This is a genomic window from Streptomyces sp. NBC_01515, assembly GCF_045040345.1.
GTDB lineage: Bacteria > Actinomycetota > Actinomycetes > Streptomycetales > Streptomycetaceae > Streptomyces.
In genome coordinates, this window is the sequence record NZ_CP109416.1 from 2,969,509 (window position 1) to 2,995,670 (window position 26,162).

The window sequence follows — 26,162 nt, forward strand, 5'->3', positions numbered from 1 at the left end:
CAACACACCCCTCCCCGCGCTCACGGAACCGTCCCTCCCTGAGCCCTCAGTTAGCCCTGCCTTAACACGACCATAAGGATCTCCCCCTCCCGTCTCCAGCAGGCGATTTCGCGGTTTCCAGGGGCTAGCTTCTGATCACCCCCACGGGATCCGTCCCCCGCGCCGAGCACCGTCCGAGGAGTTGGAGTTCCCCCATGCCCGCACGCCGCAAGGTCGCCGCTGTCGCCGTCCTCGGGATGACCCCGCTCGCCCTGACCGCGCTCGCCGCGGCGCCCGCGGCGGCGCACGGTTCGATGGGAGACCCGGTCAGCCGGGTCGCGCAGTGCTACGCGGAGGGGCCGGAGAGCCCGAAGTCGGACGCGTGCAAGGCGGCGGTCGCGGCCGGTGGCACGCAGGCGCTCTACGACTGGAACGGCATCCGGATCGGCGACGCGAACGGGCAGCACCAGACGCTGATCCCGGACGGCAAGCTGTGCAGCGCGAACAACGAGGAGTTCAAGGGCCTCGACCTGGCCCGCGCCGACTGGCCGGCGACGAGCGTGAGCAGCGGCTCGTACACCTTCAAGTACCGCGTGACCGCCCCGCACAAGGGCACCTTCAAGGTCTACATCACCAAGTCCGGCTACGACCCCGCGCAACCGCTCGCCTGGGCGGACCTGGACCTGGAGCACCCGGTCGCGACGTCCACCGACCCGGTCGCGACGGGCGGCTTCTACACCTTCTCCGGCACCCTCCCGCAACGCTCCGGCAAGCAGCTCCTGTACGCGATCTGGCAGCGCTCGGACAGCCCGGAGGCGTTCTACTCCTGCTCGGACGTCAGCTTCGGCGGGAGCGGGAGCAGCAGCGGCAGCGGCACAGGTGCCAACGGCGTTGGTACGACGGGCAGTTCGACACCGACACCCGCCGCTCCCACCACTCCGGTGCCCACCGCCTCCGCCCCCTCCAACCAGCAGATCGCGGCCGGTGCCGACAAGTCGACGGTCGAGCACAGCGGCCACGGGGACGCGGACGCGAGCACGTCGGCGGAGCCGGTCGCCGCGACGAACCAGGCGACCGCCGAGGCCAACGAGCCGCAGGCGGCGGGGAGTTCGAAGAACCTCGCCGAGACCGGCGCCAACAACAGCTCGCCGTATCTCATCGTGGGCGGCGCGGCCTCCCTGGCACTCGGCGCCGCGGCCCTGTTCGCCTCGGTCCGCCGCCGCGCGACCAACGGCGGTGGACGGCACGGCCGTTGAGTACGGCCCGTGCAGGGGGCGGGGTCTGTCCGGCGGCTCAGGTCGGACAGACCCCGCGGTGTGCGTACGGTCAACTGAGCGCCGACAGGCAGTTGGTGGTGGTGGCGTGGGCCGGGTCGAGGGCGTTGGCGACCTCGTGGAAGGCGATCCGGTCGGTGAGCCCGAGCAGGGCGTGCTCCGACAGATCGAGTGAACACAGGTTCTGGATCAGCACGTTGTGCACGTCGGACCCGCTCAGGAACTGACTCGTGTAGGGCGTGACGACCTCGTCGTACCTGGTGGCGATGACCGTGTAGTGGACGCCGGGGACGGTGTCGCCGCCCGCGTTCAGCTTGGCGAGGAAGGCCGAGCCGGCGACCTGGTCGGCGAGGCCGGGGGCGGTCGCGGCGATCACGTCCTCGGCGCCCGGGAAGTACGGCAGGAGTTTGGTGAGGCCGTCCAGGGTGGTGCCGTGGTTGTCGGGCGCGATGCCGACGAAGGTGTTCACCTTGGCGGCGCCGCCGAGGAACTTCAGGTAGTAGCGGGGCATCATGCCGCCCTGCGAGTGCCCGACGAGGTCGACCTTGGCGGCGCCGGTCGCGGCGAGCACCTTGTCGACGTAGACCTGGAGTTGGGCCGCCGACTGGTCGATGGGGCCGAGGCCGTATACGAGGGGGACGCCGGGGAGCCGGCCGTAGTCGAGGGAGAAGACGCAGTAGCCGCGGACTTCCAGGTACGGCGCGAGGGTCAGCCAGTTGTCGGTGGCGTTGGCGAAGGTGCCGTGCACGAGGACGACGGGGTCGGGGTGGGCGGCGGAGGGCCGACAGCTGTAGTCGTTCCAACCACTGCTGGGGGCGCTCGCCGCGTGCGCGGCGGTGGCGGGAACGGCGGCGACCGCGGCGGTCAGAAGCAGCGCGGTCAGGGGTCTGAGCAGTCGTTTCCAGGGCAGCATCGTGTGATCTCCTTGCGGCTCAAGGGAGTTGCGACGGCCTTACGCCCTGTGATCCGGATCACAAGAATGCTGTTCACTCGTCAAGTTACGAGCGAGTAGGTGAAGTGTGAAGTTACGCGTCAGTAAAAACTTCCAGTGATAACCAGTCACCAGGTGGCCTGCGGGGACCGTAGGGCGCGATACGCCACAAACTGCCACACAACACGCGCACTTCACTCTCGCCCAGCAGTTCGACCCCGGGGCGACCTTCAATGCCGAGAACCCCACCGACCGGACCGTGATCACCCCAGCCCGTACGACGTTCTCGTTCCGTAAGGTTTTCGACCGCCCAGAGCGCGGCGAACGGGACGAAGCTGAGCGGTGAACGCGGGCGGGTGCCGCCCGCGTGACGTACCGATGCGGGGAATGGAGTGACCATGGTGGTCCGTGGTGTCGGCGGGATCATCCTCGTCGTGCTCGGCGCGGTCTGGATCGCGCAGGGTGTCGGCGCGATGAACGGCTCGGCCATGTCCGGCCACGGTCAGTACGCGGTGCTGGGCGTGGTGGTCGCGCTGGTCGGGCTCTTCCTGCTGGTGCGGGCCTGGCAGGTGCGCAACCGCGACCTCCACCAACGCCCCTGAGCGCAGGGGCAGTTCTACGGTTCTCGGCGGCGCCGGGCTCAGTCCGCCAGCGCGGCCGGGCGTACCGCCTCCTGCCCGAAGCGGCGGCGGGCACGGTCCGCGGCGGCTTCGACCGCGCGGGCGCGGGCGTCCCCGGGATCCATGGAGAGCTGACGGTAGGCACAGCTCGCGGGACGCAGGTCGTCGGCGCGGAGCACGAAGGCCCGGACTCGCGCCCGCTGCAATCCCAGTGAGGTCAACAGGCCCAGGGCGGTGGCGGCGACGGCGGGTGAGTGGTCGGTGGGTTCCGGCAGCACCCGCGTACGCGTGGTGGAGCTGCGGTCGGCGTATCTCACCGTGAGGGTGAGCCGACCCGCGAACTTCCTTTCTCCGCGCAGGCGTTGGCCGATCCGGTCGGCAAGTCCCAGGACGGCTCGGTGGTGTTGGGCCGGGTCCAGGCAGTCCCGGCTCAGGACCAGGTCGGCGGCGAGATGCGCCGCCGGTTCCGCGGGGACGACCGGGCGGGGGTCGTGGCCGCGGGCGCGCTCGGCCAACAGCCGTGCCTGGCCCGCGCCGAGGAGCCGTTGCAGGGTCGCCGGAGGCAGGTCGGTGAGCTGGCCGATGGTGTGCAGGCCGTACCGGTGCAGCGTGTCCGCCGTGGCGCGGCCGATCCCGGGCAGCGCGGTGACCGGCCGGGGGTACAGCCAGTCGGCCGCTTCCCCGGTGGGCACCCGGGTGGTGTCCCCCGGGGGGGACGCGTCGGCCGCCATCGCCGCCAGCATGCGGTTGCCCGCGAGGCCGGCGCTGCTGTCGATGTCGTAGAGGGCCTTCAGTCTCATCTTCACCGTCTGGACCGCGTCGTAGGCGGACATGTCGAAGTACCGAAGCGCCGAAGTCAGGTCCACCTGAAGGGCGTTGGGCGGGATGGCCTGGACATGGGGCGTGATACCGGACACCAGTTCGATTATGTCGTCGTACCGAGCCTCGCTCAGCGCAGCATGCAGATGGAAGTGGGCGATGTGCCGCCGACGCGTGGTCATCCCGCTCATCCCGCACTCCCGGGGCTGCGGTGGCCGAATTTCTTCAGGTCGGCGGAACGGGTGCCCGCGGGCTGGAGGTCGGCGTAGGGGTGGAGGCGGGCGCCTGTGGTGCCGTTGGCGAGGGTGCGTTGCGGCTGGGCAGGCGTCGGATGCGGGCGGTCGGCGCCCAGGAGGGCGAGCGCCGCCTCGGGGCCGTCGTCCCGGCGGGCGCCCGCGATCTCGTCCAGGTCCCAGGCCATGGAACCGACGACGGTACGACGGGTGCCGCGCACCTGGACCGTGCCGCGCACCAGCAGCAGCCCGCTGTGGAAGACGGTGTACGCGCAGGCCGGGTGGGAGTCCTCGAAGAAGGCGAGGTCGACCAGGCCCGAGCCGTCCTCCAGGGTGACGAAGATGATCCGTTTTCCGCTCGCGATCGGCGGCGTCTGCGTCGAGGCCCGCACCCCGGCGACCAACACCCGCTGCCCCGCGCGCAGTTCGGCCAGGTGTGCCGCGTCCGTCGCGCCGATCTCGCGCAGCAGCCGGTGGTGATGCTCCATCAGATGCCGGGAGACGTCGATGCCGAGCGTGCCCAACTCGGCGCTCAGCGCCTCGCGTCCGGTCATCTCCGGCAACCCGCTCGGCTCCACTCCCCCAACAGCACCGGTATCCATGGGCAGTTGACCGGACCCCGCGGTCCGGTTGCGGGACTGCCGGTGCAACTCGGCGATCTGGAGCAGGAGATCACGGCGCGTGAGGCGACCGTCGTGCAGACAGGTCAACGCGCCGATCTCCGCGAGGCGTTCGGCGACCGGTCTGCTGGGACGACCCCGCTGCCAGAAGTCCGACAGCGATCCGTACGGCTGCCCCTCCTCGATCCGCGCGCACTCCTCCTCGCTGATGCCACGCACCCCGGACAGCGCGAGTCGCACGCCCCACTCCTCCTTCTCGGTCATCTCCACGGTGTGCCGCACCCGGGAGCGGTTGATGTCGACGGACAGGATCGGCACACCGCGCCGGCGGGCGTCGGAGACCAGGACGCGCTTGGGCCACATCCCGGGGTCGTGTTCGAGCAACCCGGCCAGCAGGAACGCCGGATGATGTGCCTTCAACCAGGCGCTCTGCAGCGCCGGTACGGCGAAGGCGACCGCGTGGGCGCGGCAGAAGCCGTAGGCCCCGAAGGCCTCGACGGTCTTCCAGACCTCGTCCCGGACGGCCGCGCTGTAGCCACGCGCGCGTGCCTTCTCGTGGAACCAGTCCTTGATCCGGGGCAGTTGGTCCTTGTCGCCGAGGGCCCGCCGGGTGATCTCCGCGAAGGCCCGCTCGCAGCCGGTCAGCACATGCAGCGTGTCGATGATCTGCTCGTGCCAGATGGTCACGCCGTAGGTGTCGGCGAGCACGGGTTCGAGGTCTTCGTGCGCATACACCGGCGTACCGCCATGACGCGCGGCGATGTACCGCTCGGGCATGCCACCGGCGACCGGGCCGGGGCGGAAGAGGCTGATGTCGGCGATGACGTCCTGCACGTCGCGTGGTTGGAGTCTCGACAAAAGGTCTTGTTGACCAGGCGACTCCAATTGAAACAGCCCCAGCGTCTGGCTCTCCTGGATGAGCTTGAACGCGAACACGTCGTCGAGCGGCACCTGTTGGGGGTCGTCGAGGTCGATGCGGTTGCCGGTGGCGCGTTCGATCTCGGTGACGGCGTGGGCCATCGCGGACTGCATCCGTACGCCCAGGACGTCGAGTTTGATGTTGCCGAGCGCCTCGATCTCCTCCTTCGCGGCCATCGCCATCGGGTAGTCGCCCTGTGGGGTGGGCTGCACCGGCAACCGGTCCAGGAGGGTGGCGTCGCTGATGACCACGCCGCAGGGGTGCATGGCCATGCCGTGGATCAGGGAGTCGAGGCCTTCGGCGAGTTCCCACAACGGCCCGTAGCGGCCCATCTCCCTTGCCAGTCGGCGTAGTTCGGGCAGTTCGGCGAGCGCGCTCGTGATGTCGGAGGCGCGCAGGTGCGGGAAGCTCTTGGCGATCCGGTCGACGTCGGCCGGGGCGATGCCCAGCGCGAGGCCGGTGTCACGCAGCGCCCTGCGCGCGCGGTAGGTCTCGGGCATCGCGGTGACCGCCACCCGTTCCTTCCCGAACCGTTCGAAGATCGTGTCGTAGCACTCCAGGCGGCGGGCGGACTCCACGTCGATGTCGATGTCGGGCAGTGACTCCCGGCGGGTGCTCAGGAAGCGCTCGAACAGCAGGCTGTGGTCGAGCGGGTTGGCGGTGGCGATGTCCAGCGCGTGGCAGACCAGCGAACCGGCGCCGGAGCCGCGGGCGGCGACCCGGATGCCCTTGGCCCGGATGTCGGCGACTACCTGGCCGACGGCGAGGAAGTACGCGTCGTAGTTCCAGTGGGAGATGACGGCGAGTTCCTCCTCCAGCCGGTCGCGTGCCGCCCGGTCACGGTCGAGGCCGCGTCGGACCAGGCCCTCCTCGGACCGCAGGCGCAGCAGCCCGGCCGCGCCGCCGGTCCCCGGTCCGGCGCCGAAGAGCGAGGGTTCCGGAAAGTGCCGCCTGCCGAGGCCGAGGTCCACGGGGTCTACGACACAGGCCTCCGCCGTGTTCGCGGTGTCCGCCAGCAGCCGGCGGGCCCGGCGGGCGTCCGCTCCGGCGCACTCGGCGATCATCCGGGCCACGACCGTCATCTCCCTCTCGTCCTTGAGCCAGCGCTGCCCGCTGTCCAGCCGGCGCCGGTCGATCGGGCGCAGCAGCCGTGCGGCGTCCAGGACGTCGGCGAGGCGGTGCTGGGCGGGGTCGGCGTACCGGACGGCGTTGGAGAGCACGGCGGTGGTGCGGGTGCGGTCGGCCAGGGCGAGGGTGCGGGCGGCCAGCCGCAGGGAGCCCGGAGCTGTGCCGAAACGATTCTGCGCGACCGCTTCCAACCGGACCCCCCTCCCGAAGATCTCCCGCCAGGGCGCCAGCAGCTTCATCGCGACGTCCTCCCGGCCCACCGACAGCGCCCGCACCGGCTCGGAGAGCGGGCCGAGCAGCACGGCCAGGCCGGGGCCGCCGTACTCGCGCAGCGCCTCCCACGGCACCACCGGCGCCGTACCGGACAGGGCGCCCTCGTGCGCCGCCGACGTGATACGGCACAGCCGCGCCCAGCCCGCCCGGTCCTGGGCGAGCAGCACGAACCGCAGGGGCGGCTCGACCACGTGCGCGCCACCGCGTGCGGGGGTGCGCGGGCGCTGTGCGGGCGGCGGGGGCGCGAGGGCCTCCACCGCCAGGTCGATGCCGAAGAGCGGCCGGACGCCGTCCTTGACGCACGCCTGCGCGAAGCGGACGGCGCCGGTGACCGTGTCCCGGTCGGTGAGCGCGAGCGCCGTCATGCCCTGCCTGACCGCCCGCTGAGCGAGCTGCTCGGGGTGGGAGACGCCGTAGCGGGCGGAGTAACCGGACGCGACGTGCAGGTGGGCGAAGCCCGCCATGCCGCACCTCCATCACTCCACCCCTTTTCGGCCATCCGCCCGATATGTTCATCGCACGCCCGTTCGATTACTCTAGCCCCACCAGCCCCGGTCAGCGACCTCATTCGAACATGCAAACGATTCCTTGGGGAGGTGTGCGGTGGCCGAAACAGGCACCACTCCGTCAGCTCCCCGCCCGGGCCGAGCAGTTGGGGAGAAAAGTTTTCCGAACGCACGTACGACATCCGTTCGGCCCCTTCCCGCCTGCGTGAAGACCCGGCCACCGAGACCGTGGGCACATGACAGAGACCCCGGGTGCCGGTACGTCCCGTACGTCCTTCTTCGGTGAGGTGAAGGACGCGGTCACCCTGCGGGCCGGCCTGCTCGTCGTCGGTGTGGTCGCTCTTCAGCTGCTCTTCATCGCCTCCTACGTAGGGGCGCTCCACAATCCGAAGCCCCGGGATGTGTCTTTCGGGGTCGTCGCCCCTCAGGTCACGGCCGAGCAGACGGTGGCCCGGCTGAAGCGGCTGCCCGGCTCACCGCTCGACCCGCGCGCGGTGTCCGACACGGCGACCGCGCGGAGGCAGATCCTGAACCGGGACATCGACGGCGCCCTCGTCATCGACCCGCGCGGCACCAAGGACACGCTCCTGGTCGCCACCGGCGGCGGCACCGTGCTCGCGACCACCCTGGAGACCATCACCGCCACCCTGGAGAGGACCGAGCAGCGCACGGTCCGGACGGTGGACGTGGCGCCGGCCTCGTCCCAGGACTTCGACGGGCTGTCGTCGTTCTACCTGGTCGTCGGCTGGTGCGTCGGCGGCTATCTGTGCGCCTCGATCCTGGCGATCAGCACCGGCGCGCGGCCCGCCAACCCGCGCCGCGCGGTGATCCGGCTGGTCACCATGGCGCTGGTCGCGATCGTCGGCGGCCTCGGCGGCGCGGTGATCGTCGGGCCGATCCTGGGAGCGCTGCCGGGCAGTGTCATGGCCTTCTGGGGGCTCGGCGCGCTGATCACGTTCGCCGTGGGGGCGGCGACCCTGGGGCTCCAGGGGGTCTTCGGGGTCGTGGGCATCGGGCTTGCGATCCTGCTGGTGGTGATCGCCGGCAACCCGAGCGCGGGCGGCGCCTTCCCGCTGCCGCTGCTGCCGCCGTTCTGGAACGCGATCGGATCCGCGCTGCCACCGGGTGCCGGCACCTGGGTGGCGCGCTCGATCGCCTACTTCAAGGGCAACGCCATCACCGGCCCGCTGCTGGTCCTGTCGGCCTGGGCGCTCGCCGGGATCGTGGTCACCCTGCTGGCGGCGACGCTGCGGCGGAAGCACGAGGACCTGCTGGACCGACCGGGACTGTCAGACCCGTCTGCAACCCTGGACGCATGATCAGCACCCTCGCCGTCGAGAACTACCGTTCCCTGCGCCGCCTGATCGTCCCGCTGACGCGACTGAACGTGATCACGGGGGCGAACGGCACGGGCAAGTCGAGCCTCTACCGCTCGCTGCGCCTGCTCGCCGCGTCCGCGCGCGGCGGCGCCGTCGCCGCGCTCGCGCAGGAGGGCGGGCTGCCGTCGGTCCTGTGGGCGGGCCCGGAGAAGATCGGCCGCGCGGTGCGCGAGGGCAGACATCCCGTGCAGGGCACGGTCCGCTCCGGCCCGGTCAGTCTGCAACTGGGCTTCGCGGGCGACGAGTTCGGGTACGCGATCGACTTCGGGCACCCCAGCCCGTCCCCGGGGACCGACCGCGTGGCGTCGATGTTCAACCTCGACCCGGAGATCAAACGCGAGTCCATCTGGAGCGGCCCCGTCCTGCGCCCGGCCTCGGTGCTCTCCGACCGCGCGGGAGCCGCCGTCAAGCTGCGCGGCGCGGGCGGCGGCTGGTCCCGCGCCCACGGCACCCTGCGCCCGTACGACAGCATGCTCGGCGAACTGGCCGACCCCCAGCACGCCCCCGACGTCCTGGCGGTACGGGAGTTCATCAGGTCCTGGCGGTTCTACGACCATGTCCGCACCGACGCGGACGCGCCGGCCCGGACCGCCCAGATCGGCACGCGCACGCCCGTGCTCAGCGGTGACGGCTCCGATCTGGCCGCCGCCCTGCAGACGATCCGCGAGGTCGGTGACGCCGAGGCGCTGGACGCGGCCGTGGACGCGGCCTTCCCCGGCAGCCAGGTCCACATCGCCGACCTGGGGGGACGTTTCCAGCTCGCCCTGCGCCAGCACGGGCTGCTGCGCGCGCTCACCGCCGCCGAGCTGTCGGACGGCACCCTGCGCTATCTCCTGTGGGCGGCGGCCCTGTTGACACCCCGGCCCCCGTCGCTGCTCGTGCTGAACGAGCCGGAGACGAGCCTCCACCCGGACCTGATCCCGCCGCTCGCCGACCTGATCCTCACCGCCACCAAGGACACCCAGATCGTCGTGGTCACCCACGCCCGACCGCTCGCGGACGCCCTCCAGAAGGGCGCGATACGGCACCGTCTCGACGTCAACTCCATAGAGCTGGTGAAGGAGTTCGGGCAGACGACGGTGGCGGGGCGCGAGGGTCCGCTCGACGAACCGCTGTGGTATTGGCCCACGCGCTGAGCCCAACCCTGGTCGGTACGCGGAAGTCCCGCCCCCTCGCGCGCGGGGACGGGACTTCACGGTGCCGTACGGGCAGGTCAGCCGATCTGCGCCCCGAAGGTCGACAGCGCCTCGGTCACCGGCTGGAAGAAGGTCTCGCCGCCCGAGGTGCAGTCGCCGCTCCCGCCGGAGGTGAGGCCGATCGCCGCGTCGCCGTCGAACAGCGAGCCGCCGCTGTCACCGGGCTCGGCGCAGACGTCGGTCTGGATCAGGCCGTTGACGATGTCGCCGTTGCCGTAGTTCACGGTGGCGTCCAGGCCGGTGACCGTGCCGGTGTGGACCTGGGTCGTGGAGCCGCTGCGGGTCACCTTCTCGCCGACGGTGGCGTCGGCGGCGTGGGTGATGGCCTGCGAGGAGCCGTTGTAGAGGTCGACCGCGCTCGGGTGGGCGACGCCCGAGGTGTACTTGACCAGCCCGAAGTCGTTGTCCGGGAAGCTGGACTGCTCGTTCGTGCCGATCTGGTCGCCGCTGGAGTCGGACCAGGTGGAGATGGCCTCGGTGCAGTGCCCGGCGGTGATGAAGTACGGCGCGCCGCCCTTGACCACGTTGAAGCCGAGCGAACAGCGCCCGCCCGAGCCGGAGATGGCGTCGCCACCTGCGATGAAGGGTTTGAACTCCCCCTTGGTGCGCTGGAGTTCGGCCTTGCTGCCGAGCCCGTCGACGACCTTGCCGAGCTTGGTCCACTCGGCGTCGGAGACCGTGCGGTCCGCGGTGACGACGACCTTGTTGGTGGTGGGGTCGGTCGCCCACGAGGTGCCGGGGATCGTCGCGTCCTGCTTGAGAGTCGTGCGGGCGCTCGTCAGCTCGGCGAGGGAGTTCTCGACGATTCTCGCCTTGGCGCCGGCCGCCTCGACGGTGTCGGCGGCGGTCCGGTCGAGCACGTTGACCACGAGGCTCTTGGTCTTCGCGTCGTAGAACGTGCCGGCCGCGTCGGTGCCGAGGTTCTCGCCGAGCGTCGAGGCGAGCTTTCCGGCCGCGAGGGCCGAGAGGGTGTGGGGTGCGACCGCCCGCGTGGTCTCGCTGGCGTTCGCACTCTGCAAGGTGACTCCCGCGACGACCAGTGCGGCTATGCCCGCGCCGGCCACTGCCACCCGTCGCCCGGGTATGCGTCGGTGCTTCAACTCGTGTCCTCCTGTGGGGGGTCGGCCCGCCAGGTTATGGGGACCCGACCGGCCGAAAGGTAGGTTGACGAGCGCCTACTCTTCCGAATCGCACAGGGAGCGCACAAGGTCGACTTCAGGTCGTGCGCGGAACGCGGTCGCACGCCCCCTCGCTTTGAATGTTCACGGTCACTCCAGGCCGTTCGCACTGCAAACACTGGGCGCGAGCACCGCTCATCAGCCGGTGAGGTCTAGTCCTGTCTTGAAATCGACCCATCCGAGTCCGGATCCGACTGGGGCTCGGCGGGCGGAAGTTGCTCCTGCACCGGTTGCGGCGCCACAGCGGCAACCGGTGCAGCGGGAGCAACGGGTACCGCGGGAGCAACGGGCGCTGCCGGCGCGGGCGGTGCGGCCGGAGCCGGTGCCGCCCGCTCCAGGAACCGCAGCAGCTCGACCGGGAACGGCAGCACCAGCGTCGAGTTCTTCTCGGCCGCGACCGCCACCACCGTTTGCAGCAGCCGGAGTTGGAGTGCGGCGGGCTGTTCGGACATCACCCCGGCGGCCTCCGCCAGCTTCTTCGAGGCCTGCAACTCGGCGTCCGCGTTGATGATCCGGGCCCGCCGCTCACGGTCGGCCTCGGCCTGCCGGGCCATCGAGCGCTTCATCGTCTCGGGCAGCGACACGTCCTTGATCTCGACCCGGTCGATCTGCACGCCCCAGCCGATGGACGGGCTGTCGATCATCAACTCCAGGCCCTGGTTGAGCTTTTCGCGGTTGGAGAGCAGATCGTCGAGGTCGCTCTTGCCGATGATCGACCGCAGCGAGGTCTGCGCCATCTGCGAGACGGCGAACTTGTAGTCCTCGACCTTCACCAACGCGTCCGCCGCGTCGATGACCTTGAAATAGACGACCGCGTCCACCCGGACCGTCACGTTGTCGCGGGTGATGCCCTCCTGCGCGGGCACGGGCATCGTCACGATCTGCATGTTGACCTTGCGGAGCTTGTCCACGAACGGGACGACCATCGTGAAGCCGGCCCCGCGCACCTCGGGCCGCAGCCTGCCGAGCCGGAACACCACGCCCCGCTCGTACTGTTTGACGACCCGCGCGGCCGCCATCGCGTACACCACTCCGACGGACGCGAGTGTCACTCCCGCCGTCACCAGCTCCTCGACCATCACGGCCCCCCTGGGTCCGACGTGGCGCATCAGGTGCCTTCTCCGATACCCACGACGGTAACTCCGTGTGCCGCACAAGAGCGAGCCCCCGCACGCGAGTTGCGTACGGGGGCTCACCCGCTACCGGCTGCAGTCCGGAGCGGAAGTGATTCAGACGGGCGTCAGCCGACGCTCACGCCGTAGTAACTCAGCGCCTCGGTGACCGGCTGGAAGAAGGTCGTGCCGCCGGAGGTGCAGTCGCCGCTGCCGCCCGAGGTCAGACCGTAGGCCACGGTGCCGGCGTACAGCGGACCGCCACTGTCGCCGCCTTCGGCGCAGACGGTGGTCTGGATCATCTGGTACACGATGTCGCCGCTGCCGTAGTTGACGGTGGCGTTCAGGGCGGTGACCCGGCCGCTGTGCGTGCCCGTGGTGGAGCCACGACGGTAGACGGTCGTGCCCACGCTCGGCGTGGCCGCGCTGGAGATGGTCTGGCTGCCGACCGCGCTCGGGTGGGCGATCGAGGTGTTGGTGTACTTGACCAGCGCGAAGTCGTTGGTCGGGAAGCTGTAGCCGACGTTCGTGCCCAGCGTCGTGGTGTGCCCCGAGTTGGAGTACCAGGTCGAGGCGACCTCACCGCAGTGGCCGGCGGTCAGGAAGTAGTACGTGCTCCCGCTGTGCACGTTGAAGCCGAGCGAGCAGCGGTACGCGCCGCCGTAGATGGCGTCGCCACCGGTGATCAGCTTCTTGAACTGACCGGCCGTGTGCTTGATGGTGATCGCGTCGGCGGTGCTGCCCGCCTGCGACTTGATCTTCGCGATCTCGGCCTGGGACACCGTGCTGTCGACGGTGACGACGACACGGTTCGTCTTGCTGTCGACCGCCCAGGCGGTGCCCGGGACATCGGCCTTGAGCACGGACGAGTTGGCCGTGGACAGCTGGGTCGCGCTGAACGTCCGGGCTTCACTGGCGCTCGCGGTGGGGACGGCGAACGCGGCGGCGGCGGCGAATCCGGTGGCCACGGCGATCAGCCTGGTCCGTCTCGCGATTCCGCTGCGCGGGGTGGTGCGCTTGATCCTCACGTTTCGTTCCCTCCTAGGGGAATTCGGGGGCCCGCGTGGGGTCGGGGCCCGTGAGGCGCAGTCAGGGTCGGGCGTCCGGTTTCCGAACACGCCGTGCCCCTGACAAGCGCTGTGGGGGAGTATTCGGCCGCCCGACCGATGGGCGCAAGGGCGCCTTTCGGCCGTACGACCTTCAACTGGCCCACGATCTACGCGAGTTGATCACCCGGACGCAGTGGGCCGAAACCCGGCCCGCCGCAGGTCAACGCACCGTCTGCCGAAGGATGCGCTCCCCCGCCTCGATCGCGAGGCCCAGCGTATTCCCGGGCGGCGGGAAAGGGCAGATGAAATGGTCGGCGAACGCGCACGGCGGGAGCACGGCCCGGTTGAGGTCGACCGTCGTGCGCCCCTCCGCGTCGGGCGCCGCCGGGTACAGGAACCGGAACCGGTAACTGCCGTCCCCACTCGTGGAGTCGGCGAACACCGCCCACAACTTGCCGTCGGCCTGCGCCGCCACCTGCAAGGTCACGTCCAACCCGTCGAGCCGGAAGGCGAGTTCACCCGCGAACCCGAGCCCGCGTTCGACACCGTCCGCCGTGTCGACGCGCACGGTGCGCCGCGCGTCGTACGGAGTGAAGCGTCCCGGCACCGACCAGCGCGCCTGGTACGGCGTGACCTCGACGCCCCGGAACGCGCGCCGCGCCGCCGAGTCGGGGTCGTAGTCGCGCACGCCCCAGACGCCCTCGCGGACCAGGACGACCAGCCGGCGCTCACCGAGGCCGACGCGGGCCGCGCCCACCGGGCCGGTGTCGTGCGCTCAGTCCTGTCGTCGCGTGGTCACCTCTTCCCTGTCTGCCGGGTCGGGGAGCCCGAGATGTGAGCGCAGGGTCGTGCCCCGGTATTCCGTACGGAACGCGCCACGTTCCTGGAGCAGCGGCACCACCCGGTCCACGAACTCGTCGAGGCCGCCGGGGGTGAGATGCGGGACGAGGATGAAGCCGTCGGCCGCGTCCTGTCGTACGAAGGTCTCCAGCTCGGCGGCGACCGCCTCCGGGGTGCCGATGAAGGACTGCCGGCCGCTCGCCTCGATCACGGTCTGCCGGATGGACAGCCCCTTCTCGCGGGACAGCGCCCGCCACTTCTCGGCCAGCGCGACGGTGTCGCCGCGCCGGGTCCGCCCCTGGGTGATCGACGATTCCGGCACCGGGTCGGTGTCGGGGAACGGGCCGTCGGGGTCGTAGGAGGAGAGGTCCGTGCCCCAGATCTGTTCCAGGGCGAGGAGCGCGTTCTGCGGGGAGACCTGCTGCCGCCGGATCCCGGCGGCCCGCTCTTGCGCCTCCGCCGCCGTGTCGCCGAGGACGACGGAGACACCGGGCATGATCTTGAGATCGTCCGCGCTACGGCCGTACTTGGCGAGGCGTCCCTTCACGTCGGCGTAGAAGGCGCGGCCGTCCTCCAGCGTGCCGTGCCGGGTGAAGATGACGTCGGCGGTCCGGGCCGCGAACTCCCGGCCCTCCCCCGAGTCCCCGGCCTGGATGACGACCGGGTGCCCCTGGGGTGAGCGGGGCACGGTGAACTCGCCCGCGATGTCGAAGTGCTGGCCCCGGTGGGCGAAGGGGCGGGAGAGTCCGTCGGGGGTCCAGGAGTCCCACAACTCCCTGGCCACGGCGACGAATTCGGCCGCCCGGGTGTAGCGGTCCGCGCGGTCGAGGTATCCCCCGCGCCGGAAGTTCTCGCCGGTGAAGGCGTCGGACGAGGTCACCACGTTCCAGGCGGCCCGGCCGCCGCTGAGGTGGTCCAACGTGGCGAGTCTGCGGGCGAGTTCGTACGGTTCGTTGAAGGTCGCGTTGACCGTGGCGGCGAGCCCGATCCGCTGGGTGACGGCGGCGAGCGCGTTGAGGACCGTGAGGGACTCGGGGCGTCCGACGACGTCCAAGTCGTGGATACGGCCCTTGTGTTCGCGCAGTCGCAGCCCCTCGGCGAGGAAGAAGAAGTCGAAGAGGCCGCGTTCGGCGGTGCGGGCGAGATGCTCGAAGGAGGAGAACCCGATCTGGGACCTCGACCGCGGATCGGCCCACACGGTGGTGCTGTTGACGCCGGGGAAGTGCGCGGCCAGATGGATCTTTTTGCGCGCCCGTACGGTCATGACGCTCCCCCGGTCACCGCGTACCGGTTGGCGGGCCGGGCCAGGCCCAGGTGCTCCCTGAGCGTGCTGCCCGGGTAGAACGTGCGGAACCGGCCCCGGTGTTGGAGCAGCGCGACCGTGCCGTTGACCAGCCGCTCCAGGTCGCGGCGGGGTTCGACGGGGGTGAGGTGGAAGCCGTCGACGGTACGGTCGCCGTGCCAGCCGGCGATCAGCTCCGCGAGGTCGACCGGGCCGCCCCGGTACAGCGGGCCGTGCGCGGTCTGCCGGGGGCCGCCCCCGCCGTGGCCCGGTTCGGCCGCGTGCTCGCCGTCGCCGAGGTCGACGACGAGGCTCGCCAGGACCCGCAGGGTGTCGGGATCGCGGCCGAACTTCTCGGCGGACGCCCGCAGTTCGGCCCGTACGGACCCGGCCTGCGCGGAACTCGCCGCGCGGACGAGGGCCACATCGGCGTACCGGGCGGCCGTCCGCCGGGCCTGGCCCTCGGTGGCGTCGACCACGCGGACCGGGTGGCCCTGCGGTGGTCGGGGCACGATCGAGGGGCCCCTGACCGAGAACTCGGAGCCCTCGAAGTCGACGTGATGCAGCTTGTCGCGGTCGACGAAACGGCCGGTGGCCGTGTCCCGTATCTCGGCGTCGTCCTCCCAGCTGTCCCACAACTGGGCGGCCACCTCGGCGACTTCACCGGCCTCCGCCCACAACGCGTCGGCGGGCGCGGCGTGCCGGCGGCCGAAGAGGCGGGCCTCGCCCTCGGTGGTCGACACATCGAGCCGCCAGCCGGCCCGGCCCCGGCTGACCCAGTCGAGGGTCGCGACCGCGGCCTGCACCTGGAAGGGCTCGGTGTGCGTGACGGTCACGGTCGGCACCAGGCCGATCCGGTTGGTCGCCGGGGCGACGCGGGACAGGACGGCCAGGGCGTCGGGTCCGGGGCGCGCGAAGGTGTCGTCGAGCGTCACGAAGTCGAGGCCGCCGCTCTCGGCGAGCCGCGCCAACTCGACGTAGGAGTCGGCGTCGTAGGCCGACCGCTGGTCGACGGCGGCGGCCAGATGCAGGCCCCGGCCGTGCGAGGAGGTCATGGGAGGGAAGCCTTCCTGTCGTTCGGGAGCGCCTCGGAGAGGGCCAAGTCCTCGGTGAAGCCCGGGACTTCACCGACAAGCTGGGGGCTGTACGGAGGCCCGACACGCGAGGTCCCGCAGGAACGCGAGCATGGTCCGCGCGGTGGCGTCGTTCTGCCGGAAGGCGGGGCCGCCGGTGCGCGGCCGGGTGAAGGCGCCGGGGGTCCGTACGTCGGTGTAGGGCCCGAGCGCGAACCGCCGGGGATGCGGCTGCCCGTCCCGGCCGAGGATCCGTCCGTCGGTGCGGTCCACCCGCAGCAGCCCTTCGGGACTCTCCACCACGGCCCCGTCGGCGTGCAGTTCACGCAGCAGCGGGTCGATGGACCGCCCGACCGTGGGTTCCGGCAACCGTGCCTCGACCAGTGCCCGCGCCTCGATCGTCACGCCCGGCACGGTCGCGCTCGACGCGCGGAACACCCCGTCCTCGGCGGCCACGGCCATGTCCGCACCCACGAACCGCACGACGCCGGCCCGGGACAGCGCGAGGAGTTGGCGCAGCCGGGGTCCGGGCGGCCCGGAGGCGAGATAGCTGAAGAAGCCGTGCCACCAGGGCCCGACGTCACCGAGCCGGATCAACTGCCCGTAGACGGAGAGCAGCCCGAGGAAGACCGCCAAGTCCGGGCTGTGGGACGGATCGTGACGGCGGCTCAGATCGCCTTCCACGTAAGCCCGTAGCCCCTCCTGGAACTCCTCGTGCGACGCGTACCGCACCCCGTCCAGCGGATGGTCGAGTGCCGCGAGGTCGAGCCGGTCTGCGGGGTCGGGCACCGCGGACGCGACGAGTGCCTCGCGGTCCGCCGCCTCCCCGGCCGCGTACTTCTCCTCGAAGTCGGTCCAGGCGATGCTCGTCCGCTCGGGGTGCACACCGAACAGCCGGTGGTAGTGCGCGAACCCCAACTCCTTCTCGATCAGCGGCCATACGTCCCGCCGGAAGTCGAACCCGCCCGGCAGCGCGAGCACCGCGTCGACCTCGGCGGGCCCGAAGAACCGTGGCAGCGGCGGCCGTTCACCGCTCCACTCGTAACCGATCTTCGAGTGGTACGGCACTCCGCGCCGCGATCCGACGTACAGCACCGGCTCCTGCCCCGAGGGGATGTAGGTGTCGCCGTCGTAGCGTCCGCCCCTCCCCTCCGTGAGCAGCACCATCAGGTCGACGAAGGCGAGGCCGAAGCCGCGGACGAGGACGGGTTCGCCGGGGGCGAGGGCGGACAGGTCGCTGTCGGCGGTGAAGTCGGGCGGCAGGTGGATGAGGTCGTGGGCGCGGGCGTACGCCGCCAACTCCCGCTGGTCCTCGTCGAGTTCGGCGTCGAGGTGGCCGAGGGCGAGGACCACGAGGTCGGCGACGAGCGGGTCCGGGCTGCCCTCCAGCCAGACCTGCTGGCGTCCGTCGCGCGGGCCGCTGACCCTGAGGGCCCGTCGCGGGTGGTGGTGGACGGTGCTGCCCGGCGGCAGCGCGGCCACGGACCGCTCGTGCACCCAGCGCAGGTAGGAGCCCTGGAGCTGCCGGTCGGCGAAGGTGCTGCCGTCGATGGCGGCCCATTCGTGCAGCGTGGGGCCGGGGCGCACCGGGCCGTCCATGACCACCGTCTCGTCGGTGAACATGGTGACGTCCTCGGCGTGCGAGTTCATCCACAGCAGCGGCGACTGGGCCGCGCGCCAGATGCGTCCGGCGCCCGGCGGATGGGGGTCGACGAGGTGGATGTCGAGGCCTTCGGCACCCTCGGCGCCCGAACTGGCGTACAGCTCGGGCGCGTTGGCGGCGATGCGCTCGATGAGACCGGTCCCCCGCGGCCCGGCCCCGACGATCACAAGAGTGGGCTTCATCGGGTGCGCTCCGGCAGGTCCGGTGCGGCGGAGATTCTGGCGAGGGTGGCGGAAGGCATGCGAGGACTCCGTGACGCGTAGGTCGAACGCGGGTGGTGCCTTCACACGGGCGCCTCGCGGCGCGGTACGGCCGAGCCCCTCAGCAGGGCCGTCCACCGAGGGTACGGCGCCGTTTCCCCCTGCTGTCAAGGTTGTCCATACTGTGAGCGCTACGTCTCAAGTCGGTTGACGCCCAACCGGATGCCTGTTCCACTTACCCCATGCATCCACAGCAGTGGCTGGTCAGGCGCTCCCACATCGACTTCGGTCGCGTGTGGTCCTCTTCCTGTTGAGCTGACCCACTGCACGCCCTGATCCCCGGATTCTCCGCCTGATCGGGCGCTTCTCACGCTCTCCCCCGCTACTCCCGCCCCGCCTTCACACGCGCACCCCTCCCCTCGTAGTTCCCTCCCTGTCTTTCTCCGTCTTTCTCCGCTACCGCGTCAGCGCCGCCGCCGTACGCCGTCGTGGTGTCGCCCGGACCCCGATCACCCGGTCCATGAGCGCCCCCAGCACGTCCCGTACGGAATCGCGGTCCCGCGCGTCGCACTCCAGCACCGGCACCTCCGCGCTCAGCCCGAGCGCCTCCCGCACCTCGTCCACGTCGAACCGGTCCGCGCCGTCGAACCGGTTCACCGCGAGGACGAACGGCGCGCCCTGCGACTCGAAGTAGTCGACCGCCGGGAAGCAGTCCTCGATCCGCCGGGTGTCCACGAGAACCACCGTGCCGAGCGCGCCCTCCACCAGGTCGTCCCAGAGGAAGGAGAACCGGTCCTGCCCGGGCGTCCCGAACAGGTACAGCGCGATCGTCGGGTCGAGCGTGATCCGCCCGAAGTCGAGGGCGACGGTCGTGGTGGTCTTCGCCTCGACCCCCACCAACGAGTCGACGCCTACGGAGACTTCGGTGATCGCCGCCTCCGTGTCGAGGGGTTCGATCTCCGAAATGGCCCCGATGAAGGTGGTCTTGCCGACCCCGAGGCCGCCGCTGACCACGATCTTCACGGCCAGCGGCACGATCTTGTCAGAGCGCCCGGACATGGTCCCTGATCCTTTCGAGCATCGGGAGCGGCAGCTCCGCGGGTTGCCGGCAGGCGAGTTGCCCGGCGACGACGAGGTCGGAGATGAGCACCTTGGCCACTCCGAGGGGTACGCCGACCCGGTGCGCCACCTCGGCGACGGTCGTCGGCTGTTCGCACACCGCGACGATGTGGCGCCGCTCGAAGGCGAGCGACGGATCCGGCACGCCGACGGCGACGACCAGCGTCTCCAGCCGCAGACCGGCCTGGAGAGGCTCGGACCGGCCGCCGGTGATGATGAACGGCCGGACGAACGTCGCGTCCTCGTCAGGTTCTACGTCCCTGGAGTGTTCACCGTTCACCGTGGCAACGCCTGCCGCAGATCGGCGATGAGCGTCGGGGTGAGCAGATCACCCGCCCGTTCCGCGAGCACCGCCATCTCGTAGCCGACGAGGCCCAGTTCACCGCTGCTGTCGGCGAGGACACCGAGACAGCTGCCGTCCTGGATCGCCGAGACGAGCAGGAAACCCCGGCCCATCTCGATCATGATGAGCTTGACCCCGTCGAAGCTGTACCGCTTGGACGCGCTGCGGGCCAGACTGCTCAACCCCGAGACGATCGCGGCGAGATGGTCGGCCTCGGTGCGGCCGAGCCCGTCCGACACGGCGATCAGCAGCCCGTCGGAGGAGACGGCGACCGCGTCCCGTACGCCGTCGGTGCTCTTGACGAAGTTGGCGAGCAGCCAGTTGAAGGTCTGCGAGTCGTGCGGGGTGTCGACGGTGGTCACTTGGCGGCACCCTCGTTCGTCTCGGCGTTCTTCTGAGCGTTCTTCTCGGCGGTCTTCTCCACGCTGTTCCGCTGCTTCTCCTTCTCGACGCTGATGCCGCCCCGCATGTGGGCGCTGCGCAGGGTGGAGAGCATCCCGGAGACCTGCTCGGGGGTCCGTTCCGGGTTGGGCGGTGTGGTGGGTGCGGGCCTGCCGGTCCGGTCGGTCTCGCTCACCGCCGCCGCGATACCGCTGCGCTGCGGCCGCTTGACCAGGCCGTTCCGGGTGCGCGCGGCGGACGAACCGCCCTTGGCGGCAACCGGGGCGACCACCGCTTCGGGCTCCGGGCTCTCCATCTTCTCCGCCTCCGCCTTCCTCGGGGCGGGCACCGCCGGCGCCTCCTCGACCCCCTTCTCCGTCAACAGCCCCGCGGGGATCAGCACCCGGGCGACCACCCCGGCCGCCGGTGCCTCGCCGAGCCGTACCTCGATGCCGCACTTGCGGGCGAGGGCGCCGACCACGAAGTGGCCCAGGAACCGGGTGGGTTCGGCCATGAAGCTGGCGGTGCCGGACAGTCGTACGTTGGCCTCGGCGAGCGCCTGGTTGTCCATGCCGAAGCCGTGGTCGACGATCGCGACCAGATACCCGGCACTGGTGCGCCGCCCCTCGATCTCCACGTCGGAGTCCGGCGGCGAGAAGCTCAGCGCGTTCTCCACCAACTCGGCGAGCAGGTGGGCGATTTCGACCACGACCGAGCCGGTGACGAACGCGGGCTCGATCCGGCGCAGGGTGACCCGGCGGTACTCCTCGACCTCGGACAGCGCGGCGCGCAGCACGTCGTTGACGGCCAGCGGCGTGGACCAGGGGCGGGGGCTGGACTCTCCGGCGAGCACCAGGAGGCTTTCGGCGTTACGGCGCATACGGGTGGCCAGGTGGTCGAGTTCGAAGAGGTTGGCGAGGGTCGCGGGGTCGGCGTCCTCGTGCTCCAGCTTGTTGATGAAGCTGATCTGACGGCGCACCAGGTTCTGGTTGCGACGCCCCAGGCTCACCAGGGAGTCGGTGGCGTTGCGCCGCAACACGGCCTGCTCGGTGGCGAGTTCGAAGGCGGACCGCTGCACCCGGTCGAACGCGTCGGCCACCTCCCGCACTTCGGCCCCGGCCCGGTCGGCGAGGGCCAGCGGAGCGGGCGGCTTCGGCGCCGCCCCGGACGACCCGTCCTGTACGGCGGCCACGGCCTGCGGCAGCCGGCTGCCGGCCACCTCCCGTGCCTGCCGGGCGAGTTCGACGAGCGGCGTGGAGACGGACCGTACGCAGTCGAGGGCCAGCGCGCCGAGCGCGACGACCGTGGCGAGGGCGAGCAGCAGGAACAGCAGCAGGTCGCGCTGGGCCGAACTCTCCAACTGGGCGGCGCGGTTCTCCACATCGGTGCCGAGACCGATCTGGACGTTCCGCATCCCGTTGATGGTGGAGGTCATCGAGTCCCACCAGGCCATGGGCGGGATCGCGCTCGCCTTCAGCTTCCCGGTGCCGTGCACCGCCTTGCTCTCGTACGCCAGCGCGCGCTCGGCGTCGGGCGTGGTCAGGGCGGTGTTCAGACGCCGTTCCTGTACGGCGGTGGCCGACCGGGGGAAGGCGTCGAGGGCAGCGAGGCGTCCGGCGCGGATCTCCATGAACCGGCTGTAGTCGTCGCCGCGGAATTTCCCGGCGCGTACCGAGCCGAGCACGATGGCGCGCTCCTCGCCGGTGAACTCCTTGGCGTTGCCGAGGACTTGGAGCGCCTGGTAGGCGTCGCGCAGGTTGCCGTCGTGGACGTCTTCGAGGCCGAGGTCGAGCCGGTCGAGGACGGTGATCGTGGTGGTGAAGTAGTCGAAGGTCGCCTTCACCACGCCGGTGCCGTCGTCGGCGTCCTTGCGGATGCCGGTGAGGCCGTCGAGCCGGCCGAGGGACTCGCGCACGGAACCGGCGGCGGAGTCCTCACGCCCCTTCAGGGCCACGTCCAACTGCTCGCGCGCGACGTCGGTCGCCTTGCGCTGCGCGGGCAGCTTGGCGCTGAACTGCCGGACGCCGCCGACGTATCCGGTGGTGAGCCCGCGCTCCTTCTGCAGTTCGTGCACGAGTCCTTGGAGGGTGATTTCCAGGCGGGCGTTGTCGGCGGTCGCGGAGGCGTTGCGATAGGCGGAGATCTGGTCGGCGGCCGCGATACCGAGCAGGGCGAGCAGGACCGCGAGGGCGAGGATCAGAATCCTCAGCAGCCTGGCGCGGATGCTGGTGGTCGCTTTTGTTGTGACGTCCACTGAAGTGCCTTAAGTGGGTGGCGAGTTGATCGGGTTCGATCAGGCTCGATCGGGGATCGAACCTGGGGCAGAAATGGTTCTGCTCCCGCCCAACGACACGCACGGCACACCGGTCACCGGATCATGTTTTTGTTTTACCGCGCCGAAACAGGGACGGCCCGACCTCGCAGGTCATCCATGATCCCCAAGTGCCGCGTATACAACGGCGGTGACGACCCGTCACGGTCAACAGATCGCGGCACCTGGCATATTCAGCAGTCGCAGCACGACAGACATTCACAACATTCGCAGCATTCGCACGCGTCGCAGCACGAGCAGTCGCAGCTGGAGCAGCACCCCTCGCGCCGCCGCCCGGACCACGGCCCCTCGAACTCGTCGGCGCAGCACACCTTGCAGGTGCAGCACAGCCCGAGGGCTACGGCGCACCCGGCCCAGAACCCGCGCCTGTCGGGCCGCGGGGGCTCACCGCCGTAGGGATTGCCGTCGTGCCGCGGATCGCCCGGCAGGTACGGAGTCCGCGGCGGCCCGAAGGCACCCTGCGGCTCCGACACGTGCCCGTACCCGGCCCCGTGCCCGCACGACTGGGTGCCGAAGGCCCGGTCCACCGAGCGCCCCAGTTCGTGCGCGAGCAGCAGATGCGCGAGCTTGCCGTCCACGAACTCGGCCTCCCGCAGCGCGAGCCGTATCCCGTGCAGCGCGTCGTCGGCGAGCCGGCGGGCCTCGGTGAGCGGGGTGCCGGTGGCCGTGAGGGGGTTCCAGGCGCCCGACGCGGCGTCGGTCTCCTTGTCCTCCACGGCGTCCAGGAGATGCGCGAGCCGGCCGAAGAGGCGTCCGGCCTCGGCGAGGGGTACGGCGTTGCCGGGCCGTCCGGCCAGGATCGCGGTGTGCGCGAAGGCGGCCGCGGTGGCGGTCTCGGTCGGTTCGGTCACGGTCAGGACCGGCGTCCCGGGGCCGGCCAGGGACTCGATGCCGAACTGCCGCTCCACGGCGTCGACGAGCACGGCGGCGTCGAACCCGACCGCGGAACCGGTGCGTGCCCCGGCCCGCCCCCAGCTCCCGGCGACCCGCCGCGCGGCCAGCGCGACGGGCCTGCGGGCCAGCAGCCCGTCCCCGTCGGCGACATGGTCACGCACCTTGGCGGAGGCCAGCACCAGCGAGACGGCCGCCGCGAGCCGCGCCCCCTCGCCCTGCGCGACGGACGCGGTCCGCATCCCGCGCAGCGGGCAGGGCCCGGCCGTACGACGCCATCCGCCGCCCTCGCGCTCGGCCTGAGCCTCCGTCAGGACCGAGAGGAGCAGACCGTCGTAGTTCGTGACAATCCTCGCGAACTGCCCGTGATCCCCGCGCAGCGCGAGACACAGCCCGCACAAATGCGCCATCCACTGGGCCTTGAGGCTTTCACCGAGCCGGTGACTGCAAGGCCGGACCATTCCGAACACGACAACCCCCCGTGGCGTGAACGACATCTGACTGGGCATCTGGAGATCGATATGGCATCTGACCGGGCGTTGAGCAGCCGCTTCGTATCGACCACCTCGTTCACCCGTACGCACCAACCGTCACCCGGACGCCGGGAAGAATCATATTTCACTCTCAGTCAGCAGCCGTGTCCAGCAACACCCTTGATACACGGGGGCCCTCGACGTATTGGCTGTGCACCAGTAGCGTCACAAACCCCCCGCGCGGCGTCTATCCACTTGGCGCGCGATCCGCATCATGGATGACCATAGGGATGCGGAAAGCAAGTAAGACCGCTGTGAGAGGAGGCGTCCATGGGATCGGTACGCAAGGCGAGTGCTTGGCTTGGACTCGTTGACGACAACGACGACGAGCGCTACTACGACGACGACTACTCCGAAGGGACCGAGCAGCCCGGGGATGCCTGGGTCACGGATCCGCGGGTGAAGGTGGCGGAGGACGTCGCCGAGGTGAAGGGCCGGCGGATCGGCACGGTCACCCCGGACAGCTTCCGGGACGCCCGCGCGATCGGCGAGCTGTTCCGGGAAGGGGTCCCGGTGATCGTGAACCTCACGGCGATGGAGGCGACCGACGCCAAGCGCGTGGTCGACTTCGCGGCCGGCCTCACCTTCGGCCTGCGCGGCACCATCGAGCGGGTCGCGAACCGTGTCTTCCTGCTGACCCCCGCCAACACGGAGATCGTCAGCGGCGACCCCGCCGTGCGCCGTGAGGACGGGTTCTTCAACCAGAGCTGAGGCAGGGCCGCTTACCGGCCCTGCCTCCCGCAGGGTTGAACAGGGCTTCGGGTCTTCCTAGCGGAAGGCGTCGAGTCCGGTGAGCGCCTTGCCCAGCACGAGCTGGTGCATCTCGACGGTGCCCTCGTACGTGAGCACCGACTCCAGGTTCGTCGCGTGCCGCATCACCGGGTACTCCAGTGAGATCCCGTTGGCACCGAGGATCGTCCGTGCCGTACGACAGATCTCGATGGCCTCTCGTACGTTGTTCAGCTTGCCGAAGCTGACCTGCTCGGGACGCAGCCGCCCGGCGTCCATGCGCCGCCCCAGGTGGTGGGCGAGCAGAATCCCCTTGTGCAGTTCGACCGCCATGTCGGCGAGCTTGGCCTGGGTGAGCTGGAAGCCGCCGATGGGCCGCCCGAACTGCTCCCGCGTCTTCGCGTACGCGACCGCGGACTCGAAGGAAGCGCGCGCCGCGCCCATCGCACCCCACACGATTCCGTAACGGGCGTGCGACAGACAGCCGAGCGGCCCCTTCAGTCCTACGACCTCCGGCAGCACGGCGTCGGCGGGCAACCGCACGTCGTCGAGGACGAGTTCGCTGGTGACGGATGCGCGGAGTGACCATTTGTGCTTGATCTCGGGCGCGGAGAAGCCAGCGCTGTCGGTGGGTACGACGAAGCCGCGGATCCCGTCGTCGGTCTGCGCCCATACGACGGCGACGCCGGCCACGGACCCGTTGGTGATCCACATCTTGCGCCCGTTGAGGACCCAGTCGCCGCCGTCGCGCTTGGCGTAGGTGCGCATGGCGCCTGGGTCGGAACCGTGGTCGGGTTCGGTGAGCCCGAAGCAGCCGATGACGTCACCGGAGGCCATGCTCGGCAGCCAGGCCTGCTTCTGCTCCTCGCTCCCGAAGCGGTGGATGGCGTACATCGCGAGGGAACCCTGCACCGACACGAGCGATCTGATCCCGGAGTCGGCGGCCTCCAACTCCAGGCAGGCGAGCCCGTATTGGACGGCGGAAGCCCCGGCGCACCCGTACCCGTCGAGCGACATCCCGAGCGCCCCGATGCCGCCGAGTTCGCGAGCGAGGTCCCTGATCCCGGGCAACTCCCCCTTCTCGTACCACTCCGCGACGTACGGCAGCACCCTGTCGGCAGCCCACGCCCGGACGGTGGCCCGGATCGCGAGGTCCTCGGGGTCGAGCAGGTCGTCGATGCCGAGGGGGTCGGCGGGATCAAAGGGGGGCAACTTCGAGGACACAGCCATGACAGAGCCTCCGGCACTAAAACTATCACCGCTAGTTACGACAACGGCCCCGACGTTACGACCCCCGGCGCCACGAGTCCAGCGCGCCGCCCCCCACCAAACCTCTCCCACCCGCCCACCCGTGCAGGGCACCAAGCAGTGACCGTCTGCCGCGGGGGTTGAGCACCGCGGGCGACCGCGCCGGGGTCCGCCCCCACCTCAAAGCTCAGCCCCGGCTCCCCGGCTCCCGGCTCCCGGCTCCCGGCTCCCCGCAGCCCGCAGCCCGCAGCCCGCAGCCCGCAGCCCGCAGCCCGCAGCCCGCAGCCCGCCAACGGTGAGTGGGCCCCACAG

20 protein-coding genes and 1 pseudogene are annotated in these 26,162 nt (G+C 70.8%); 5 read left to right on the forward strand and 16 right to left on the reverse strand.

The features are described from left to right. Positions 1-194: 194 nt before the first annotated feature. Positions 195-1,235, forward strand: coding sequence for a lytic polysaccharide monooxygenase (locus tag OG407_RS13105; protein ID WP_405857867.1), 1,041 nt, complete (start codon positions 195-197; stop codon positions 1,233-1,235). Positions 1,236-1,305: 70 nt separating this feature from the next. On the opposite strand, the gene OG407_RS13110 is transcribed toward OG407_RS13105, so the two are convergent. Beyond that, positions 1,306-2,166, reverse strand: a complete 861-nt coding sequence (locus OG407_RS13110) for an esterase/lipase family protein (RefSeq protein ID WP_405857869.1) — start codon at positions 2,164-2,166, stop codon at positions 1,306-1,308. Positions 2,167-2,582: 416 nt separating this feature from the next. Between OG407_RS13110 and OG407_RS13115 the strand changes: the two genes are divergently transcribed. Beyond that, the gene (locus OG407_RS13115) at positions 2,583-2,786 is read left to right on the forward strand and encodes a hypothetical protein (protein ID WP_403590432.1); all 204 of its coding nucleotides are present in this window, start codon (positions 2,583-2,585) and stop codon (positions 2,784-2,786) included. Between the two features lie 38 nt (positions 2,787-2,824). Here OG407_RS13115 and OG407_RS13120 read toward each other — a convergent pair whose 3' ends face one another. Next, positions 2,825-3,805 (reverse strand): DNA polymerase thumb domain-containing protein, encoded by a 981-nt coding sequence (locus OG407_RS13120; RefSeq protein WP_405868381.1) that lies wholly within the window; start codon positions 3,803-3,805, stop codon positions 2,825-2,827. 5 nt (positions 3,806-3,810) lie between these two features. Continuing rightward, positions 3,811-7,260 carry a DNA polymerase III subunit alpha gene (locus tag OG407_RS13125; protein WP_405857871.1) on the reverse strand — a complete coding sequence of 1,150 codons (3,450 nt, stop codon included), beginning with the start codon at positions 7,258-7,260 and terminating at the stop codon, positions 3,811-3,813. 278 nt (positions 7,261-7,538) lie between these two features. Here OG407_RS13125 and OG407_RS13130 point away from each other — a divergent pair, with 278 nt between their 5' ends. Continuing rightward, complete coding sequence (locus tag OG407_RS13130; RefSeq protein WP_405857873.1) at positions 7,539-8,621, forward strand: DUF3533 domain-containing protein; 1,083 nt, start codon at positions 7,539-7,541, stop codon at positions 8,619-8,621. After that, positions 8,618-9,817: an AAA family ATPase gene (locus OG407_RS13135; RefSeq protein ID WP_405857875.1), complete on the forward strand. Its 1,200-nt coding sequence runs from the start codon at positions 8,618-8,620 to the stop codon at positions 9,815-9,817. The genes OG407_RS13130 and OG407_RS13135 overlap by 4 nt, the downstream gene beginning before the upstream one ends. A 77-nt stretch (positions 9,818-9,894) precedes the next feature. On the opposite strand, the gene OG407_RS13140 is transcribed toward OG407_RS13135, so the two are convergent. The 12 genes and pseudogenes from OG407_RS13140 to OG407_RS13195 form a co-directional block, all read right to left on the reverse strand. Then, positions 9,895-10,977 carry a S1 family peptidase gene (locus OG407_RS13140; RefSeq protein ID WP_405857877.1) on the reverse strand — a complete coding sequence of 361 codons (1,083 nt, stop codon included), beginning with the start codon at positions 10,975-10,977 and terminating at the stop codon, positions 9,895-9,897. A gap of 230 nt (positions 10,978-11,207) precedes the next feature. Beyond that, positions 11,208-12,134: a slipin family protein gene (locus OG407_RS13145; protein ID WP_405868383.1), complete on the reverse strand. Its 927-nt coding sequence runs from the start codon at positions 12,132-12,134 to the stop codon at positions 11,208-11,210. Positions 12,135-12,295: 161 nt separating this feature from the next. Then, the gene (locus OG407_RS13150; RefSeq protein WP_405857879.1) at positions 12,296-13,195 is read right to left on the reverse strand and encodes a S1 family peptidase; all 900 of its coding nucleotides are present in this window, start codon (positions 13,193-13,195) and stop codon (positions 12,296-12,298) included. Between the two features lie 241 nt (positions 13,196-13,436). Beyond that, positions 13,437-13,985: pseudogene (locus OG407_RS13155) on the reverse strand (DUF1684 domain-containing protein); the annotation flags it as partial. A gap of 6 nt (positions 13,986-13,991) precedes the next feature. Further along, positions 13,992-15,320: an NtaA/DmoA family FMN-dependent monooxygenase gene (locus OG407_RS13160; RefSeq protein WP_405857881.1), complete on the reverse strand. Its 1,329-nt coding sequence runs from the start codon at positions 15,318-15,320 to the stop codon at positions 13,992-13,994. After that, entirely contained in the window at positions 15,317-16,393 is a 1,077-nt protein-coding gene (locus OG407_RS13165) for an LLM class flavin-dependent oxidoreductase (RefSeq protein ID WP_405857883.1), read from the reverse strand. The genes OG407_RS13160 and OG407_RS13165 overlap by 4 nt, the downstream gene beginning before the upstream one ends. Positions 16,394-16,462: 69 nt before the next feature. Beyond that, positions 16,463-18,256 carry an FAD/NAD(P)-binding protein gene (locus tag OG407_RS13170; protein ID WP_405857885.1) on the reverse strand — a complete coding sequence of 598 codons (1,794 nt, stop codon included), beginning with the start codon at positions 18,254-18,256 and terminating at the stop codon, positions 16,463-16,465. A 474-nt stretch (positions 18,257-18,730) separates the two neighbouring features. Next, positions 18,731-19,333: a GTP-binding protein gene (locus OG407_RS13175; RefSeq protein ID WP_405857886.1), complete on the reverse strand. Its 603-nt coding sequence runs from the start codon at positions 19,331-19,333 to the stop codon at positions 18,731-18,733. Further along, positions 19,317-19,673 carry a DUF742 domain-containing protein gene (locus tag OG407_RS13180; protein WP_328684250.1) on the reverse strand — a complete coding sequence of 119 codons (357 nt, stop codon included), beginning with the start codon at positions 19,671-19,673 and terminating at the stop codon, positions 19,317-19,319. Before OG407_RS13180 ends, OG407_RS13175 begins: the two co-directional genes overlap by 17 nt. After that, positions 19,670-20,098: a roadblock/LC7 domain-containing protein gene (locus OG407_RS13185; protein ID WP_327405144.1), complete on the reverse strand. Its 429-nt coding sequence runs from the start codon at positions 20,096-20,098 to the stop codon at positions 19,670-19,672. Before OG407_RS13185 ends, OG407_RS13180 begins: the two co-directional genes overlap by 4 nt. Further along, entirely contained in the window at positions 20,095-22,371 is a 2,277-nt protein-coding gene (locus OG407_RS13190) for a nitrate- and nitrite sensing domain-containing protein (RefSeq protein ID WP_405857889.1), read from the reverse strand. The genes OG407_RS13185 and OG407_RS13190 overlap by 4 nt, the downstream gene beginning before the upstream one ends. Before the next feature lie 251 nt (positions 22,372-22,622). Next, positions 22,623-23,810, reverse strand: a complete 1,188-nt coding sequence (locus tag OG407_RS13195) for a DUF5685 family protein (protein ID WP_405868385.1) — start codon at positions 23,808-23,810, stop codon at positions 22,623-22,625. Positions 23,811-24,143: 333 nt separating this feature from the next. Between OG407_RS13195 and OG407_RS13200 the strand changes: the two genes are divergently transcribed. Further along, the gene (locus OG407_RS13200) at positions 24,144-24,584 is read left to right on the forward strand and encodes a cell division protein SepF (protein ID WP_019059292.1); all 441 of its coding nucleotides are present in this window, start codon (positions 24,144-24,146) and stop codon (positions 24,582-24,584) included. Positions 24,585-24,641: 57 nt separating this feature from the next. On the opposite strand, the gene OG407_RS13205 is transcribed toward OG407_RS13200, so the two are convergent. Continuing rightward, the gene (locus OG407_RS13205; RefSeq protein ID WP_405857891.1) at positions 24,642-25,832 is read right to left on the reverse strand and encodes an acyl-CoA dehydrogenase family protein; all 1,191 of its coding nucleotides are present in this window, start codon (positions 25,830-25,832) and stop codon (positions 24,642-24,644) included. Between the last annotated feature and the right edge of the window lie 330 nt (positions 25,833-26,162).